Annotated in this window: 16 protein-coding genes; 10 read left to right on the top strand and 6 right to left on the bottom strand. The window is 68.0% G+C overall.

All coding sequences use genetic code 11. The annotated features are described in order from the left end of the window. Positions 1–47: 47 nt before the first annotated feature. From ACIA8C_RS06465 to ACIA8C_RS06455, 3 genes are all read left to right on the top strand, one after another. Positions 48–1,457, top strand: coding sequence for a nitrilase-related carbon-nitrogen hydrolase (locus tag ACIA8C_RS06465; protein ID WP_397131547.1), 1,410 nt, complete (start codon positions 48–50; stop codon positions 1,455–1,457). Between the two features lie 323 nt (positions 1,458–1,780). Next, positions 1,781–3,082, top strand: a complete 1,302-nt coding sequence (locus ACIA8C_RS06460; protein WP_397131820.1) for an MFS transporter — start codon at positions 1,781–1,783, stop codon at positions 3,080–3,082. Positions 3,083–3,363: 281 nt separating this feature from the next. Further along, on the top strand, positions 3,364–3,972 hold the full coding sequence (locus ACIA8C_RS06455; protein WP_397131545.1) for a hypothetical protein: 609 nt from the start codon (positions 3,364–3,366) through the stop codon (positions 3,970–3,972). Between the two features lie 113 nt (positions 3,973–4,085). On the opposite strand, the gene ACIA8C_RS06450 is transcribed toward ACIA8C_RS06455, so the two are convergent. Then, positions 4,086–4,283: a hypothetical protein gene (locus tag ACIA8C_RS06450; RefSeq protein WP_397131543.1), complete on the bottom strand. Its 198-nt coding sequence runs from the start codon at positions 4,281–4,283 to the stop codon at positions 4,086–4,088. A gap of 123 nt (positions 4,284–4,406) precedes the next feature. Here ACIA8C_RS06450 and ACIA8C_RS06445 point away from each other — a divergent pair, with 123 nt between their 5' ends. Together ACIA8C_RS06445 and ACIA8C_RS06440 are read left to right on the top strand one after the other, a co-directional pair. Then, positions 4,407–4,796 carry a hypothetical protein gene (locus ACIA8C_RS06445; RefSeq protein ID WP_397131541.1) on the top strand — a complete coding sequence of 130 codons (390 nt, stop codon included), beginning with the start codon at positions 4,407–4,409 and terminating at the stop codon, positions 4,794–4,796. A gap of 512 nt (positions 4,797–5,308) precedes the next feature. Further along, positions 5,309–5,635: a hypothetical protein gene (locus ACIA8C_RS06440; RefSeq protein WP_397131538.1), complete on the top strand. Its 327-nt coding sequence runs from the start codon at positions 5,309–5,311 to the stop codon at positions 5,633–5,635. A 328-nt stretch (positions 5,636–5,963) separates the two neighbouring features. On the opposite strand, the gene ACIA8C_RS06435 is transcribed toward ACIA8C_RS06440, so the two are convergent. The 5 genes from ACIA8C_RS06435 to ACIA8C_RS06415 form a co-directional block, all read right to left on the bottom strand. Beyond that, positions 5,964–6,743: a 3-oxoacyl-ACP reductase gene (locus ACIA8C_RS06435; RefSeq protein ID WP_397131536.1), complete on the bottom strand. Its 780-nt coding sequence runs from the start codon at positions 6,741–6,743 to the stop codon at positions 5,964–5,966. Positions 6,744–6,793: 50 nt separating this feature from the next. After that, positions 6,794–8,152 (bottom strand): aldehyde dehydrogenase family protein, encoded by a 1,359-nt coding sequence (locus tag ACIA8C_RS06430; RefSeq protein WP_397131534.1) that lies wholly within the window; start codon positions 8,150–8,152, stop codon positions 6,794–6,796. Beyond that, positions 8,149–8,874, bottom strand: a complete 726-nt coding sequence (locus tag ACIA8C_RS06425; protein ID WP_397131532.1) for a gamma-glutamyl-gamma-aminobutyrate hydrolase family protein — start codon at positions 8,872–8,874, stop codon at positions 8,149–8,151. Before ACIA8C_RS06425 ends, ACIA8C_RS06430 begins: the two co-directional genes overlap by 4 nt. Positions 8,875–8,893: 19 nt before the next feature. After that, entirely contained in the window at positions 8,894–10,258 is a 1,365-nt protein-coding gene (locus tag ACIA8C_RS06420; RefSeq protein ID WP_397131530.1) for a glutamine synthetase family protein, read from the bottom strand. Between the two features lie 184 nt (positions 10,259–10,442). Continuing rightward, complete coding sequence (locus tag ACIA8C_RS06415) at positions 10,443–11,828, bottom strand: lipase family protein (protein WP_397131528.1); 1,386 nt, start codon at positions 11,826–11,828, stop codon at positions 10,443–10,445. Between the two features lie 336 nt (positions 11,829–12,164). On the opposite strand from ACIA8C_RS06415, the gene ACIA8C_RS06410 reads away from it, so the two are divergent. From ACIA8C_RS06410 to ACIA8C_RS06390, 5 genes are all read left to right on the top strand, one after another. Continuing rightward, positions 12,165–13,430, top strand: coding sequence for a PucR family transcriptional regulator (locus ACIA8C_RS06410; protein WP_397131526.1), 1,266 nt, complete (start codon positions 12,165–12,167; stop codon positions 13,428–13,430). A gap of 496 nt (positions 13,431–13,926) precedes the next feature. After that, on the top strand, positions 13,927–14,325 hold the full coding sequence (locus ACIA8C_RS06405) for a molybdopterin-binding protein (RefSeq protein ID WP_397131524.1): 399 nt from the start codon (positions 13,927–13,929) through the stop codon (positions 14,323–14,325). Between the two features lie 11 nt (positions 14,326–14,336). Further along, positions 14,337–15,116, top strand: coding sequence for a molybdate ABC transporter substrate-binding protein (gene modA, locus ACIA8C_RS06400; RefSeq protein ID WP_397131522.1), 780 nt, complete (start codon positions 14,337–14,339; stop codon positions 15,114–15,116). Continuing rightward, positions 15,113–15,925: a molybdate ABC transporter permease subunit gene (gene modB / locus ACIA8C_RS06395; RefSeq protein WP_397131520.1), complete on the top strand. Its 813-nt coding sequence runs from the start codon at positions 15,113–15,115 to the stop codon at positions 15,923–15,925. Before modA ends, modB begins: the two co-directional genes overlap by 4 nt. After that, a complete protein-coding gene (locus tag ACIA8C_RS06390; protein ID WP_397131518.1) occupies positions 15,922–16,971 on the top strand; it encodes an ABC transporter ATP-binding protein in 1,050 nt (349 codons plus the stop codon). The genes modB and ACIA8C_RS06390 overlap by 4 nt, the downstream gene beginning before the upstream one ends. The last annotated feature ends 42 nt before the right edge of the window (positions 16,972–17,013 follow it).

Below are 17,013 nucleotides of genomic sequence, written 5' to 3'. Positions count from 1 at the left end.
TCTTTGCGGCGATGTGCCCGACCGCGCGGGCGCCGAATATCGAAGGGGTGAAACGCTTTCTGCTCGCCGCGTCGGCGACCCTGATCTCCGCGCTGCTGTGGCATTACGGTACCGGCCTTCGGCCGCTGCCCGGGTTGGTCTTCCTTGCGCCGCTGCCGGTATTGCTGCTGGCGCCGCGGGTGTCCGCGGTGACGGCGTTCGCGGCGGGCGCCCTGTCGTGGTTGGGTGGCGAGCTCCAGATCTGGCCCTACTTCACCGAAACCCTCGAACAACCGGTTCCGGTGACGGTGCTGCTGCTCGGCGGAACTGCCCTGCTGTTCGGCGGGACCGTCACGCTGACGCGGGCGCTGCTGGTGCGCGGTCGACCCGGATTCGCGGTGGTCGCGTTGCCCGCCGGATGGGTGACTGTGGAATTCCTGCTCGCGGTGGCGGGTCCGTTCGGCGCGTGGTGGAGCATCGCCTACACCCAAGCCGATGTGCTGCCGGTGATTCAGACGGCCTCGCTCACCGGCGCGTGGGGCGTCACCTTTCTGATTCTGCTGGTGCCGTCGGCGGCGGCGGTGCTTGGCGCGCCGGAAGTTACTCGGGCGCAACGCGTTCGAGTGGGCGGGGCGACCGCGGTGGTACTGAGCGCGCTCGGCGCCTTCGGCTGCTGGCGGTTGGCCACGCCGCAGGAGGGTGCGGCGGTGCGGGTCGGGCTGGTGGCGGTGGCACAGCCGCCGGACTACGTTCCGGTCGAGTCCGCCGACGGACGCGACATGGTGGCGCGGGTCGTCGGCGAGATCGAAAGATTGGCCGACCAGGGCGCGCAAGTAGTCTTACTTCCGGAAAAGTCTTGGCGCGCCGATGATTCCACCATCGCGGCGCTGTCAGGGCCACTGACGGAGTTAGCGACTCGACGCAACGTCGACGTGGTCGCCGGACTGATCCACACCACCGGCGGCGTCAGCTACAACGCCGCGATCGACTACCCCTCCGGCGCGCAGTACGCGAAGCACTACCTGATTCCCGGGCTGGAGGACGAGCACCAGCCCGGCACACAGTGGCAGAGCGTTCCCGGTAAGCCCTGGGCCCTGGCCGTCTGCTTCGATCTGGACCATCCGGACCTCGTCCTGGCCAACCGGCGCCGCGGTGCGATGTTGCTATTGGTTCCCGCGCTGGACTTCACCGACGATCACTGGCTGCACAGCCGAATGGCGGTCATGCGTGGCGTCGAATCCGGGATGGGTGTCGCACGGGCGGCGCAACTCGGCGAACTCGTGGCGAGCGACTCCCGCGGGCGCGTACTCGCTTCCGCGCCAACCGATGTCACGCTGACCAGGGCCGTACTCGCGGAAATTCCGTTGACCTCGGGCAACACCATGTACGCGCGATTCGGCAACTGGTTCGGATGGACCTGCGTTGCGCTGTTCGGCGCCGCGCTCGGCGGGACAGCGTGGCGACGACCGACGGCCTGACGAACGGCGTTCGCCGCGCCGTTGGAGCGATCTCGGCGACGAGCAGGCGCTGCCCGGTTGCGGCACCGTTATCAATTCGTTATCATTTCGACATTCACGCACTTCATCGCAGGTCGTGCCGCCCGTCCGGTGTGTACGCACCAGGACGTCACTGTTTGCGCCGATTGAAACGTGGGTATCGGTCTAATTCGTGCCGAGTCTCTGGTGTCAGGACCCGGAGGCAGGCCGAAACGAGGTCCGCTCGCCGGGCTGGAGAGGACACGCACGTGACTGACGGGGACCCAGAGAAATTTCCACTACGGCGATCGGTCGCCGCTTCCGCGATGGGCAACGCCACCGAATGGTTCGACTACGGTGTCTACGCCGCAACGGCCACCTACCTGACCGACGCCTTCTTCCCTGGGAATCTCGGCACCCTCGGCACCATGCTCGGCTTCGCCGTCTCGTTCCTGCTGCGCCCGCTGGGTGGCATGGTGTGGGGTCCACTCGGCGACCGAATCGGCCGAAAAGCGGTGCTTGCCACCACGATTCTGCTGATGGCCGCGGCCACCGGCGCCATCGGCATCCTGCCGACCCATGCCCAGGTCGGCGTGCTCGCGCCGATTCTGCTGATCTCCCTGCGCGTGGTGCAGGGCTTCTCGACCGGCGGTGAATACGGCGGCGCCGCAACCTATCTCGCCGAATGCGCCAGCGACAAGCGACGCGGCTTCCTCGGCAGCTTCCTCGAATTCGGCACGCTCGCAGGCTTTGTCGGCGGATCGGCGACGGTGCTCGTCTGCCAGCTCGCGTTCGGCTCCGACGCGATGCACAGCTGGGGCTGGCGCATCCCGTTCCTGCTCGCCGTCCCGCTCGGCCTGGTCGGCTGGTACCTGCGCTCGAAGCTCGACGAGAGCCCGGTGTTCAGCGAGGTCGCGCAGGAGGACACCAAGCATCCGCCCGGCGGCCTCCGCGGCCTGCGCGAGCTGGTGACCACGTACCGGCGCGAGTTGCTCACGATGGCCGGGCTGGTCGTCGCCCTCAACGTCGTGAACTACACGCTGCTCACCTATCAGCCCACCTATCTGCAGAAGACCATCGGCATGGGCGAATCGACCGCCACCACGATGATGCTGATCGGCCAGACGGTGATGATGCTGGTGCTGCCGTTCTTCGGCCGACTGTCCGACCGGGTCGGCCGCCGGCCGATGTGGCTGTTCTCGCTGGTCGGCTTGGGCCTGCTCGCCATCCCGATGTATTGGCTGATGGGCCAGGGCACCGGCTGGGCGATCACCGGCTTCATCGTGCTCGGCCTGCTGTACATCCCGCAGTTGTCGACGATCAGCTCCACCTTCCCCGCGATCTTCCCGACGCAGGTCCGGTACGCGGGCTTCGCGCTCGCCTACAACGTGTCCACCGCGGCCTTCGGCGGCACGGCCCCGCTGGTCAACGAGGCCGCGATCGAATGGACCGGCTGGTCGCTGTTCCCGGCCGCCTACATGGTCGGCGCCAGCCTCATCGGCCTCGTCGCCTGGTGCTTCCTCCGAGAGACCGCCGGAACGTCGCTGCGCGGCACGGAAGTCCCCGACGCGGGCGACGACCTCAGCTTGGACTCGCTACTGCCTGGCAAGGCCGCCATCGCCCCCTGACCGAGCAATGCACGGGACATGACCGGGCGTCCGCGCCGTGTCCCGTGCACTGTCGGCTGTTTCCGATTCATGGGGTTTAATTTCACTCGATTCCGGGAATGGTGCGCGGTCGATAAATGGCAGGACTCGATTAATTCCAATTCGGTCCTGTTGGTTGGCGAGGCATGATCGCGGGTGACTTGCCTGGCCTACCGGCGTCCTGCTCATTTCGAAGTATCGGCACTAACGTGTGGAACGTTTGCACAGCATGTACCACTTCGAAACGAGAAGGGGCTACACATATGATTGGCAAGATCGGAGCCGCGGCCGCCGCAGGGCTGACCGCGACACTATTGCTAACCGGCGCCGCCGGGGCGAATACATTCCAGACCGATCAAACGATCGGCGGATTCACGGTGGCGAGTCAGACCGACAACGACCCAACGTGCCCGGACGGCAAGAGCGGGACGGACGGCAGCAAGCAGGGCGAGTCCGGCACCACGCAGGAAGAAACCACCCCCGGCGCGCAGAGCGGCGGAGCCGGCGACGCCAAGCCCGCGCTGCCGACCGGCCTCGACACCGGCAGTGCAACCGGCAAGACCACCGGCCAGACCGGCGACGGAGACGCCACGACGAGCGACCCGAAGAAGTGCAAAACCACGCCGGGCACTGATACACCCGGCACGGGTACGGACACCCCCAGTACCGGCGCGGAAACCCCTGGCACCGGCGGCGCGGGCGCCAACGGCAACAGCGTTCCCAGCACCGGCGGCGCGGGCACCAACGGCAAGAGCGCTCCCAGCACCGGCGCGGGCACCGGGACGGGCACGGGCACGGGCACCCAGTCCGACCCGAGCGGCGCCACAGATCCTGCCCCTGCACCTGGCGGCGTCGCCCGCAAAACTCGCTGATACTCATTCGGTGCACTTCCGCACCTGAACAGGCCATCCGGCACGCTCGACGTGTTCAACAACCGCCCGTGCCACCGCCACCTCGGCGGCAACCGCCGTTCCGGCGGTAAGGGTCAAGCGTCGAAGCGAACCCGAAACTGTTCGGCGTCGTCGCCGTGCTGCCGCGCGGCGACGACGCGCATCGGCTTCAGCTCCGCCTCTGCTGCGTCGAGCTGGCCATCAGCCAAGACGGGTTTCACGCCGCCCGCTTTTTCGACCCTGCACCGGAAGCGACGCCGAAACGCCTCGCCGATACGGACCAATTCCCGCATGTCAGGCGCATTGCATACCGACCAGTTTTGCTCATTGTGATGTGAGCCACTATCGTGTTGAACGTTTGATCAGCATGTACGTATGTACCACTTCGACTAGAGAAGGGGCTACACATGAATCGCATGAAGATCGCAACCCTGGCCACCGCCGGGTTGACAGCATCACTATTGTTCGCCGGCGTCGCCGCAGCGGAGCAGCCACCCGCGCAGCCCGCACCGCCCGCCGCACAAGGCGGCGTACAGGGCGGTGCCGGTGGCGCCCAGGGCGGCGCGCAAGGTGGCGTCGGCACCGGTGGCGCACAAGGTAACGCCCAGGGCGGTGCGCAAGGCGGTGCCGGTGGCGCGCAAGGCGGCGCCCAGGGCGGTGCGCAAGGTGGCGCGGGTGCGGGCGGCGCCCAAGGTGGCGCTCAGGGCGGTGCGCAAGGTGGCATCCCCGGAGCACCGAGCATGCCGGACTTGAATAGTCTCCCGGGCGCAAACCTGTTGCCGAAGGGCATACTGCCGACCGGCTGATAGTCACCACTGCGGCACCGCGCGTGCGATGCCACAGCTGAACAGCAAGTTGGTCCGCTCGAAATGCCACAAGCGATCCGGAGTTCAGCCCTAGTGTGGCGCCGCTATTCAATGGCGATATTGCGGCATCGACGTGGACCCGAACTGCCCGGCGTCGTCGCCGAGTCTGATACTCGGCGACGACACCCGGCTACACCTCCCGACCAATCCGCCGGAGAACCATGCGGCGCCCCTGATGGCGTGACTACCGAAGATCTGCGTCGCCCCAGTAAGTCGGGCGTTTACGCAATGTGCCGAGCCGCTAGCGGTTGAGCATTTGAATAAACGTGCACCACTTCGATACGAGAAGGGGCTCCACATGAAAATCCTGCTAGGAACCGCGGCCGCCGCAGGGCTGACCGCGACACTCTTGTTCGCCGGTGTTGCCGAGGCCAACGCCTTCCAGCCGCCCGCCGCGGGTGCCCCGGCACCATCGTCGCCAGGCACGGCCCCGCAAGGCGGCGCAGGCGCGGGTGGCGGCGCAGCCCAGCAAGGCGGCGCAGGAGGCGGCGCAGCCCAACAGGGTGGCGCAGGCGCAGGTGGCGGCGCAGCCCAGCAAGGCGGCGCAGCCCAGCAAGGTGGCGCAGGCGCGGAAGGCGGCGCAGCCCAGCAGGGCGGAGCAGGTGCAGGCGGCGGCGCAGCCCAGCAAGGCGGCCCAGGCGCGGAAGGCGGCGCAACCCAGCAGGGCGGAGCAGATGCAGGCGGCGGCGCAGCCCAGCAAGGCGGCGCAGCCCAGCAAGGCGGCGCAGCCCAGCAAGGCGGCGCAGGCACAGGTGGCGCAGCTCAACAGGGCGGAGTAGACGGCGGCGCACCGCAGCAAGGCGGCGCAGGGACAGGGGATGGAGCGGGTGCAGGCACCGGAGGCAGCCCGGCCCAGCAAAGCGACCCGTTGAAATCGGGCGGTGCTGGTAGCCCAGCAGACCCCGGGCTTGCGGCCAACGTGGAGAGGCTGACCCAAAGCCTGACCGAACTGAACAACTTGCTGAAGCCTCGTGCGGCTTCATCGGCGACGCCCTAGACCCCCCGGCGTCGGGTCGCGCCGCGACACACCGCGCTCGCGCGGCCGACCGCAGTGAACTCCCGCAACCTTCCCCAGGAAGTGTTGCGGGAGTTCACTTTTAACCAGTTCTACAACGGCGTCACATAGGCGCCGGAGATGCCACCGTCCACCAAGAACTGCGATGCCGTGATGAACGAGGCGTCATCGCTGGCGAGAAACGCGACAGCGGCGGCGATCTCCTCGGGTTCGGCGAAGCGTCCCGTCGGGATATGTACCAGGCGGCGGGCGGCCCGCTCCGGATCCTTGGCGAACAGTTCCTGCAGCAGCGGCGTGTTCACCGGTCCGGGGCAGAGCGCGTTGACCCGGATGCCGTTGCGGGCGAACTGAACTCCGAGTTCCCGGCTCATCGCGAGGACACCACCCTTGGAGGCGGTGTAGGAGATCTGCGAGGTGGCCGCGCCCATCACCGCGACGAACGAGGCGGTGTTGATGACCGACCCCTTGCCACGCTCCAGCATGTGCTGGATCGCGTATTTGCTGCACAGGTACACCGAGGTCAGGTTGACCTCCTGGACCCGCCGCCACGCGTCGAGGCCGGTGGTGAGGATCGAATCATCTTCCGGCGGTGAGATTCCCGCGTTGTTGAAGGCGATATCGAGCCCGCCACAGTTATCGACCGCGGTCTGGAACAGTCCTTCGACCTGCGCCTCGTCGGTCACATCAACCTTGACGTACAAGCCGCCGACCTCGGTGGCTGCCGCCGCGCCGGTGGTGGCGTCGATGTCGGCGACTACGACCTTCGCCCCCTCGGCGGCGAAGCGGCGGACCGTGGCAAGGCCGATGCCGCTCCCGCCGCCGGTAACGACGGCGACTCGATCCTGTAAGCGCTGCAAGGCATCTCCTGTCAAAGTAGGGGGCGGTAGGCCGACGGAGCCGGCCCGGGTGAGTTCGGCGTTAACTACGTGGCGATGAAGACGTTCTTGGTTTCGGTGAACGCGAGCGCCGCGTCGGGGCCGAGTTCACGGCCGAGCCCGGACTGCTTGAAACCGCCGAACGGCGTCCAATACCGCACGGAGGAATGCGAATTCACCGACAGATTTCCGGCCTCGACAGCGCGGGAGACCCGCAGCGCTCGGCCGACATCGTTGGTCCAGATCGATCCGGACAACCCGTACTCGGTGTCGTTGGCGATCCGGATGGCGTCGGCCTCGTCCTCGAACGGGAGCACCGCGACAACCGGACCGAACACCTCCTCGGTGAGCACCCGATCGTTAGGCGCGTCCGGCAGCACAACCGTTGGCGGATACCAGAATCCGGGGCCGTCGGGCCGCTCGCCGGTGAACGCGACCTTGGTCGACGGCTCGATATACGCGGCGACTCGCTCGCGGTGCGCGGCGGAGATCAGCGGCCCCATCTCGGTGGATTCCAGCGCCGGATCACCCACCTTCACCCCGCGGACCGCGGGCTCCAGCAGCGCCAAGAACTTATCGAAGACACTGCGCTGGACCAGGATTCGCGACCGGGCACAGCAATCCTGGCCGGCATTGTCGAACACACCGTACGGCGCGGTGGCCGCCGCCCGCTCCAGATCGGCATCGGCGAACACGATGTTCGCGCTCTTGCCGCCGAGCTCCAGCGTCACCCGCTTCACCTGCTGCGCGCAACCGGCCATGATCTGGGTGCCCACCTCGGTGGAACCGGTGAACACCACTTTGCGCACGGCGGGATGGGTCACGAACCGCTGCCCGACCACCGAACCCTTGCCGGGCAAGACCTGAAAGACGTATTCCGGCAGGCCGGCTTCGAGTGCGAGCTCGCCGAGCCGGATCGCGGTCAACGGCGTCAATTCGGCGGGCTTGAGCACGACCGTGTTCCCCGCCGCCAACGCGGGCCCGAAGCCCCACGCCGCGATCGGCATCGGAAAGTTCCACGGCACGATCACCCCGACCACGCCGAGCGGCTCGTGGAAGGTGATGTCGACACCGCCCGCCACCGGAATCTGGTTGCCGAGCAACCGTTCTGGGATACCGGCCGCATAGTGCAGCACGTCACGGACATTGCCCGCCTCCCAGCGCGCATTGCCGATGGTGTGCCCGGAGTTGGCGACCTCCAGCTGGGCCAGCCGCTCCAGATCCGCGTCGACGGCTTCGGCGAACCGGCGCAGCAGCCGGGCCCGATCGCCAGGGGCCACCTCGCGCCATCCCGCCGCCGCCCGCTGCGCCCGCTCGATCGCGGCGTCGGTCTCGGCTTCGCCGAGCAAGTCGACCCGCGCAACCACCTGCTCGGTCGCCGGGTTGACCACCTGCGCTGTCGTCACGAATTCCGCTCCCTTCGATAGTCTTCGGCCGCCACCACCAGCGCCCTGATCAATCGGCGGTCGACCGTGTCCACCTCCGGATGCCATTGCACGCCGACGAGGAACGGGCCGTCCGGCGTTTCCGCCGCCTCGATGGTGCCGTCCGCCGCGTGCGCGGTAGCCACCAATTCCGCGGCAAGCACGTCGATCGCCTGATGATGATGGCAGTTGGCCTTCACCTGTGGCCCGGCGATCGCGGCGACCTTGCTGCCGGCCACGGTCACCACCTCGGTGACGGTGAAGCCGCCAACGGTGCCCGAATGCTCGGCGTGCCCGACGAGGTCGGGCAGATGTTGACTCAGCGTGCCGCCCAACGCGACGTTCACGATCTGCAGGCCGCGGCACACCGCGAGAACCGGCAGCGCCGCCGCCCGCGCCAGCGCGTACAGCTCGAACTCGGACTCGTCCCGATCGGGCCGGGTGTAGGTGAGCGCGTGCTCCACCGCGCCGTATCGCGCAGGTGACACGTCGGCCCCGCCGGTCAGCACCAGCCCGTCGAGCCGCGCCACCAGCTCCGGCCGGGCGACTCCGATCGGCGGCAGCAAGACCGGGATGCCGCCCGCCTCCGCCACCATCTGGACATAGCTGGCGGGCAGCACGGCACTGTCGACATTCCACGAGCCGAAACGCGCGGGCTCCAGGTAGGTCGGCAGGCCGATCACGGGACGCGGCCCGGTATGCACAACTCCAGTGGGTGAAGCCTCAGAGTCGTTCGAATCCACGAATTCGCTCCCAGTCGGTGACGGCGGCGTCGAAGGCGTCCAGCTCGACCTTCGCCGCGTTGCGGTAGTGCTCCACTACATCATCACCGAACGCGGTCCGCGCCACCTTGCTGTCCCCGAAGAGCTGCGCGGCCTCGCGCAGCGTGCGCGGCACCCTCGGCCGCTCCGATCGATAGGCGTTGCCGGTGAACTCCGGCTCCAGCGGCAGCCGATGCTCGATGCCGTGCAGCCCGGCCGCGATGGCGGCGGCCACGGCGAGATAGGGATTCACGTCGCCGCCTGGCACCCGGTTCTCCAGCCGCAGCGACTGCCCGTGCCCGACCACGCGCAGCGCGCAGGTCCGGTTGTCGCGGCCCCAGGCGACCGCGGTCGGCGCGAAGCTGCCCGGCACGAATCGCTTGTAGGAGTTGATGTTCGGCGCGAGCAGATAGGTGAACTCACGCAGGCAGTCCAGCTGGCCCGCGACGAAATGCCGCATGAGCGGCGAGAATCCGTTGGCCTCGTCGCCGGCCAGCACGGCCTCGCCGGATTCACCGCGCAGGCTGAGGTGAATGTGACACGAGTTGCCCTCGCGCTCATCGTATTTCGCCATGAACGAGAGGCTGCGCCCCTCCTGGGCGGCGATTTCCTTCGCGCCGGTCTTATAGATGCTGTGGTTGTCGCAGGTGGTCAGCGCCTCGTCGAAGCGGAAGGTGATCTCGTGCTGACCGGGGTTGCACTCGCCCTTGGCTGACTCGACATACATTCCCGCACCGTCCATTTCGGTGCGGATGCGGCGCAGCAGCGGCTCGATGCGTCCGGTGCCGAGCAGCGAGTAATCGACGTTGTACTGGTTGGCCGGGCGCAGGTCGCGATAGCCCGCCGACCACGCCGCCTCGTAACTGTCGTCGAACACCAGGAATTCGAGTTCGGTCCCGACGAACGCGCGCAGTCCCCGCTCGGCCAGCCGGTCCAGTTGCGCGCGCAGCACCTGCCGCGGCGACACACCGACGGGCTCGCCTTCCGGCGATACCTTCTCGACATCGCACAGCACCAGCGCGGTGCCCGGCCACCACGGCACCAGGCGCATCGTGGTCAGGTCAGGCCGCAGCACGAAGTCCCCATAGCCGGTGTCCCACGACGAGATCGCGTATCCGTCGACCGTCGCCATATTCACGTCGACGGCAAGCAGATAGTTGCACGCCTCGGTCGCGTGGTGCACCACCTCGTCCAGGAAATACTGTGCCGCGCAACGCTTTCCCTGCAAACGACCCTGCATGTCGGTCATCGCGACCAACACCGTATCGATCTCCCCGACCGCGACCAGTTCCCGCAACCGCGCCAGACTCAACATCCCGCTACGCATCCACAGCCCCTCTCGGCACCAATCGTGCCCACGCTAGAGCAAAAGCCGGACATTCGTGATCGGACACACAAACTTCAGCGCGGGCAGCCGGGATAGGCGCACCCGGCTCGACCGGGTCGGGGGGCGTACGGCGGCCGATCCACCAGCGGCCCGCAGCAGAACTTCGGACAGGACATTCTCGCGATCAGACCGAGGGTGCGGCGGTGCTATCGAGAGGGTTATGGACAAGGTGAACCGCCGGGCGCGGAATGCTATCCGCCTGCCGCATTGCTCGAATCGCGCGGGCGAAGAGCATCCGGGCGAGGACGCGAGCGAAGTCGAGATGACCGGCGATGGCGCTGCGCGAGAGGGCGAGTGACCAGACGGTTTCGGTGGCGGCCGGGGCGGGTGTACGGCGGGCGAAGCGATCGGCGAGCCAGTCGATCATCACTGGCAGGGCGATGTACTGCAGCAGCAGATGGGTGCTGAGGCGGTCGCGGAGGTAGCGCACGTCGGCGCCCGCCGCGCGGTAGCGGTCGACGTGGGCGTCGACGTCGGCGACCGCGATGACCTCGTCGTAAACGCCCTGCAGGATGAGCATCGGCATGGCCGGGGTTCGGCGGCCGGGCTGGATGTCGCCGAGGACTCGCTGGAGTTCCGGTGCCTCCAGCAGTGCCGTAAGGCCGCCGCGACAATGTTTGTCGAGGTCGCGGCGGGCGAAGCGGTACAGCAGCTGGAACGTCGCGGTGGTCTCGGTCTGCGCGAGCCAGCCGAGATAGCGCGCGTCCAGGTGGGTGCGCAGCAGGAGGTCGAGGTCGGGATAGGCGCGGCGCAGGCCCGCGGTGAACACGGCGGCGAAGCCGGCGAACAGTGAGCCGTTGAGGCGGACGAAGGCGGCGGCCGGGTCACCGACCGGCGAGGCGGCTACCGCGCCGACGATATCTAGTTCCGGAGCGTATTCGGCGGCGAGTTCCGCGGCCCACGCGGTGGCCAAGCCGCCGCCCGAATAGCCCCACAGCGCAACGGGAGTGGTCGCGGCGAGCCCAAGTGGTACGAACGCCAAGCTGGCGCGAATCGCGTCGAGCGCACGGTAGCCCGGTTCGCGCGCCACCCCGAACCGGCCCCCGGTTCCGCCGTGATCGGGCACCGACACCGCCCAGCCACGGGCCAGCGCGCTGGCCACGAGTGGCAGCTCCAGTTGCGGAATCGACCCGACCGCCCGAGCGCCGCGCCGAAGTGCGTAGGAGGGAAGGCATTTCGAGGCGACGGCATCGATCGCGCACTGGAACGAGACGAGCGGGCGCGGTGCCGCGGGGTCGGCGCCCCACGGCAAGAGCACGGTCGTGACCGCGACCTCGGGGACGTTGTCCAGGTCGCAGGTCCGGTAGAGCAACTGCCAGGCCGAGATGCGCTGCGGCACAAGACCGAACAACGCGATCTCGACCTCCCTCGAGCGGACGATGCCGCCGGGCGGCAGCTGCTCGAGCGTGGGCGGCGGTGCGTAGAACGGATCCGCCTCGGGCGGTATCGGATCAGTGCGGCGCGGCTCGACCAGTGGACCGGTGACGCCCGGCGCGGGGTCGGCGCTCATGGTGGTCATCCCTCTCGAACGGCGGCCGGGGTCATCGCGATTTGTCCACCGTCAAGCTAGCAATCCACTGACGGGAAAGGAATTGTCGCGGAACACAATTCGCGCACCGATCTTTCTTCATCGAGTGCGTGACCGTGCTCAGGCCGTGCTGTGCCGCGTCTTCGATGCATCGACGCCGTATCGGCCGAGCGGAATCGGGCCGCGAACGACGCTGCCATGCCGTTGTCACTGCACGCCGGAGAGAGAATGTCCACGCGAAGTTGTTGCCAGAGACAAAGTTCCGGTCGATGTATGGGTTACCTTGCCGCGAAACCTGTCGTTGGAAACAATCGGTTCATGTCCCTCGCCCTATCTCTGCCGACCGGCAGCACGCCCCTGGTCACTCGGCTGCTCGCCCGCTGGCCGCAGATCTCCGAACGCATGCTGGCCGCGGGGCTCGGCGCCACCCCGCCCGCCGCGGATCTGCCCGAGGGACATTTCACCGCCGAGGTGCTGCCCGCGATCTACGCGTGCGGCCGGGCCGTGCTGCAGGCCATCGGCGAGCAGCGCGAGTTCACCAAAGCGCAGGTCGCGGGCTTCGTCGTCCCGGTGGCGCAACGGCACGCGGAGGACCGGATTCCGCTGCCACTGTTGATCGAGGCCATCCACGGCTCCGCGCAATCGGTACTGCAGGAGGCGGTGGCGCTGGCCACGACGGCGGAGATGCACGAGCTGACCGCCATCGGCGGCCGGCTGCTCGACCTGCTGATGCACATCAATGTCACCGTCGTCGAGACCTATACCGAGGTCGAACAATCGATCTACAACGCCGAGCGCGAAGCCCGGCGCGCGCTGTGCGCCGCGCTGCTCGGCGGGTTACCGGCCGAAGAGCTTGCCGCGCGGGCCGATACCGCGCTGGCCGAGCGATATACCGTGCTGGCCATCCACATTCGGCACGGCGAGCAGCCGAGCACCGTGGCCACGCTGATCAGCAGGCGCCGGATCAGGATCCTGCAGCGGGCGCTGGACGGGCTCACCGGCACCACCGCGCTGGCCACCTTCGATGGTTCGACCGGAATCGCGTTGCTGCCCAACGTGTCCGAATCAGGCCGCGCTGAGCAGCGCTACGAACACCTGGCGGCGGAGCTCGCCGAGCAGTTCGGTGTCGCGGTGTTCGTGGCCGAATATCGTTCGGTCGCCAGGGAATCCGTGCCGGAGGCGGCGCGCGAGGCGACCGACCTAGCCGAACTGGCCCGACTGCTCGGCAGGCCGCCGGGTGTCTATCGCCTGGATGATCTACTGCTCGAACACCAGCTCACCAGGCCGGGTCCGGCGCGGGAGCGACTGGTGCAGCGGATCGCGCCGATCCTGCCAAGCCCCCATTTGATCGATGCGCTGGACGCACACCTGCGCCATGGTTCGGATCGCAAGACGGCGGCCGCGCAGATCCACGTCCATCCCAATACGTTCAGCTATCGCCTGCGCCGCATCGCGGAACTCACCGGCATCGATCCGACCGAACCGCACGACTCCCGGCTGCTCGCGGCGGCGCTGACGATCCATCGACTGTGCCCGGCGGCCGACGCGGATGCCGCGGTGCCGCCGGGTCACGGGGTCGACTAGATGACGTGCCAGGCCTGCAACAGGTAGGTGATGTTGGCGGCAATGGACGTCACGACGTTCGCGAGATTCAACGCTGACGAACCCAGATCGATAATCGGCACCGAAATTCCTCCATCAGATGGGACTGCGAAATCCCCTCCAATGTAATGATCGCGGGAGGCGTCCGGGCCTTTCGATCGACGGAATCGGCACGACATGACGCGCGGATAGTTCGCGAAATGATATGTCCAACAGGGATTTCAACGTCTCCCGAAGAACCCCATCGATAATTCGGGCACTGGCCGTTGTGAGACAGTTCACCGGAATTTCCGCCACAGCGACCACAACAACCACATATCGGAAGAATCGGTCGCGATACCGCACAGTGTCGATGGCGACGGAGATCGCCGCCCGCCGCGCAGTCGAGACGAACCACGAGCACCACGACCCGGCCGGGCCCGTCACGCCGCCCCGATTGCCACTTGCTTTCCGCAGATGCGTCAATAAACTACGGATCGTGTCGGATTTGCGGATCAGTGAAGTGGCGGTGCTGGCGGGTGTCAGCGACGACACCGTGCGGCGGTGGATCGAGCAGGGCAAGCTCACCGCCATCCAGCTCGGCAACGGACGCAAGGGCGTGCGCGGCCGGGAACTGGCCGAATTCCTGCAGGCCACCGCGGAGACCCCGGAGCCGGGCGTCACCGTGGCCGCGTCCGCCCGCAATCGGCTGCGCGGCATCGTCACGCGGGTGCTCAAGGACACCGTGATGGCGCAGGTCGAGATGCAGGCCGGACCGTTCCGGCTGGTGTCGCTGCTGAGCAGGGAGTCGGTCGACGAGCTCGGGCTCGAGGTGGGCAGCGTCGCGGTGGCCTCGGTCAAGTCGACACACGTCGTCGTCGAGATTCCGGAAAGTTGATGAGGTCGACCATGATTCGTTCGCTGAGCGTCGCCGCCGTTGCCGGTGTGGCCGCACTGACGCTGGTCGGCTGCGGCTCCGACGACAAGGCGGCGCCCGCGGGCACCGACAAGGTCGGCGGCACCGTCACGGTGTTCGCCGCGGCCTCGCTGACCGAGACCTTCACCGAGCTCGGCAAGCAGTTCGAGGCCGCGCACCCCGGCGTCAAGGTGGTCTACAGCTTCGCGGCCAGTTCGGCGCTGGCCGAGCAGATCAACCAGGGCGCCCCGGCCGACGTCTTCGCCTCGGCCGCGCCGAAGAACATGCGGCAGGTGCAGGACAAGGGCGAGGTGACCGGCGCGCCGGTCACCTTCGTGCGCAACCGGCTGGAGATCGCGGTGCCCAAGGGCAACCCGGGCCACATCACCGGCCTGGCCGACTTCGGCAAGACCGAGCCGAAGATCGCGCTGTGCGCCGAACAGGTGCCGTGCGGTGCCGCCGCCAAGACGGTGTTCGACGTCGCGGGCGTCACCCCGCAGCCCGATACCCGCGAGGCCGACGTGAAGGCGGTGCTGACGAAGGTCAAGCTCGGCGAGGTCGATGCGGCGCTGGTGTACCGGACCGACGTGCAGTCCGCGGGTGCCCAGGTGGCGGGCATCGACTTCCCCGAGGCAGCGAAGGCGATCAACGACTACCCGGTCGCGCCGCTCGCGCACGCGCCGAACCCGGCCGCGGCCGCGGCGTTCGTCGACTTCGTGCAGTCCGAGCAGGCGAAGACGGTGTTCGCCAAGGCAGGATTCGACGCACCGTGACACGGGTGCCGCGGCGACGGGTTGCCAAGGGGCGGCGACCGCTCGTGCTGGTGCTGCCCGCGCTGTGCGCGCTGACGTTTCTGCTCGTTCCGCTGGCAGGACTGCTGTGGCGGACGCCGTGGCGCGGCCTGCCGAGTCGGCTGTTCAACGCCGAAGTTGGCCAGGCCCTTCGGCTTTCGTTGCAGTGCGCGAGTCTCGCGACGCTACTGTGCTTGCTATTCGGGGTGCCGTTGGCGTGGTTGCTCGCGCGCGGCGAGGTGCCGGGACGCGGGGTGCTGCGGGCGCTGGTCACCGTGCCGCTGGTGCTGCCGCCCGTGGTCGGCGGTGTCGCGCTTTTGCTCGTGCTCGGTAGACGTGGGTTGTTCGGGCGATACCTGTACGAATGGTTCGGCGTCTCATTGCCTTTCACGACGGCGGGCGTCGTTGTCGCGGAAGCGTTTGTGGCGATGCCGTTTCTGGTGATCTCGGTGGAAGGCGCACTGCGCGCGGCGGATCCGCGCTTCGAGGAGGCGGCGGCGACGCTGGGCGCGTCGCGGTGGCTGGCATTCCGGCGCGTGACGCTTCCCTCGGTACTGCCGGGCGTGGTCGCGGGCGGGGTGCTGTGTTGGGCTCGGGCGCTCGGCGAATTCGGCGCCACGATCACGTTCGCGGGCAACTTCCCCGGAAAGACGACCACCATGCCGCTTGCGGTGTACCTGGCGCTCGAAGCCGATCCGGAGGACGCGATCGTGCTCAGCCTAGTGCTGCTCACGGTCTCGGTCGCCGTGCTCGTCGCGTTGCGCGAGCGGTGGATTCGGGGCGTGGTATGACTCTCGATGCCCAATTGCGAGTCACTCGAGGGCAATTCGAGCTCGACATCCAATTGTCCGTGGCGCCGGGCGAAGTCGTCGCCCTGCTGGGGCCCAACGGTGCGGGTAAGACCACCGCGTTGCGGACGCTGGCCGGGCTGACACCGTTGACCGACGGTATGCTGCGGATCGGCGAAAAGACTTGGGACGCACCGCCGAAGGTGTTCGTACCCGCCGAGCGGCGCGAGGTCGGCGTCGTCTTCCAGGACTACCTGCTGTTCGGCCACCTGAGTGCGCTGGACAATGTCGCGTTCGGCCTGCGTGCCAGGGGCGAGCGCCGCACCGCGGCCCGAGCCCGTGCCAGCGAATGGCTGGACCGCGTCGGCCTCTCGGAACACCTGCTGGCCAAACCGCGTGCGCTGTCCGGCGGTCAAGCCCAACGCGTCGCCCTTGCTCGCGCACTCGCCACCGACCCCGCCCTGCTGCTACTCGACGAACCGTTGGCCGCACTCGACGCGAGCACCCGCCTGCGCGTGCGCTCCGACCTCGCCCATCACCTCGCCGACTATCCCGGCCACACCGTGCTGGTGACCCACGACCCGCTCGACGCCATGGTGCTGGCCGACCGCCTCGTCATCCTCGAAAACGGCGTCGTCGTCCAGGAAGGTTCCCCGAGCGAAGTCGCGCACCGTCCCCGCTCGGACTACGTCGCGAATCTCGTCGGCCTCAACCTCTATCGCGGCATCGCCAACGACACCACCGTCGAACTCGACACCGGCGGCACCCTCACCGCCGCCGAACCCGGCCGCGGCGCGGTACACATCGCCTTCGCCCCCACCGCCGTCAGCCTGCACCCCGACCGCCCCACCGGCAGCCAGCGCAACGCCTGGCCGGTCACCATCGCCGGCATCGAACAACACGCACACACCATCCGTCTCCGCCTCGACGGCACCCCACCCGTCCTCGCCGACGTCACCCCCGCCACCGTCGCCGACCTCCGCCTCCGCCCAGGCCTGCAACTGTGGGCCGCAGTAAAAGCCACTGAAACACACACCTATCCGGCGTAATCCGCACTCCCACGCACGGCCACCAGCACCTACCATCACACG

This window comes from Nocardia sp. NPDC051321 (assembly GCF_044455225.1).
Lineage (GTDB): Bacteria > Actinomycetota > Actinomycetes > Mycobacteriales > Mycobacteriaceae > Nocardia.
Note: the sequence above shows the minus strand (reverse complement) of the source record. Positions and strands in the feature narration are given on the sequence as shown.

Excerpts from the sequence above, each read along its gene's own strand:
- modA (WP_397131522.1), top strand. The coding sequence starts at position 14,337 with ATGATTCGTTCGCTGAGCGTCGCCGCCGTTGCCGGTGTGGCCGCACTG.
- ACIA8C_RS06415 (WP_397131528.1), bottom strand. The coding sequence starts at position 11,828 with ATGAGCGCCGACCCCGCGCCGGGCGTCACCGGTCCACTGGTCGAGCCG.
- ACIA8C_RS06450 (WP_397131543.1), bottom strand. The coding sequence starts at position 4,283 with ATGCGGGAATTGGTCCGTATCGGCGAGGCGTTTCGGCGTCGCTTCCGG.
- ACIA8C_RS06445 (WP_397131541.1), top strand. The coding sequence starts at position 4,407 with ATGAAGATCGCAACCCTGGCCACCGCCGGGTTGACAGCATCACTATTG.
- ACIA8C_RS06460 (WP_397131820.1), top strand. The coding sequence starts at position 1,781 with ATGGGCAACGCCACCGAATGGTTCGACTACGGTGTCTACGCCGCAACG.
- ACIA8C_RS06420 (WP_397131530.1), bottom strand. The coding sequence starts at position 10,258 with ATGCGTAGCGGGATGTTGAGTCTGGCGCGGTTGCGGGAACTGGTCGCG.
- ACIA8C_RS06455 (WP_397131545.1), top strand. The coding sequence starts at position 3,364 with ATGATTGGCAAGATCGGAGCCGCGGCCGCCGCAGGGCTGACCGCGACA.
- ACIA8C_RS06390 (WP_397131518.1), top strand. The coding sequence starts at position 15,922 with ATGACTCTCGATGCCCAATTGCGAGTCACTCGAGGGCAATTCGAGCTC.
- ACIA8C_RS06410 (WP_397131526.1), top strand. The coding sequence starts at position 12,165 with ATGTCCCTCGCCCTATCTCTGCCGACCGGCAGCACGCCCCTGGTCACT.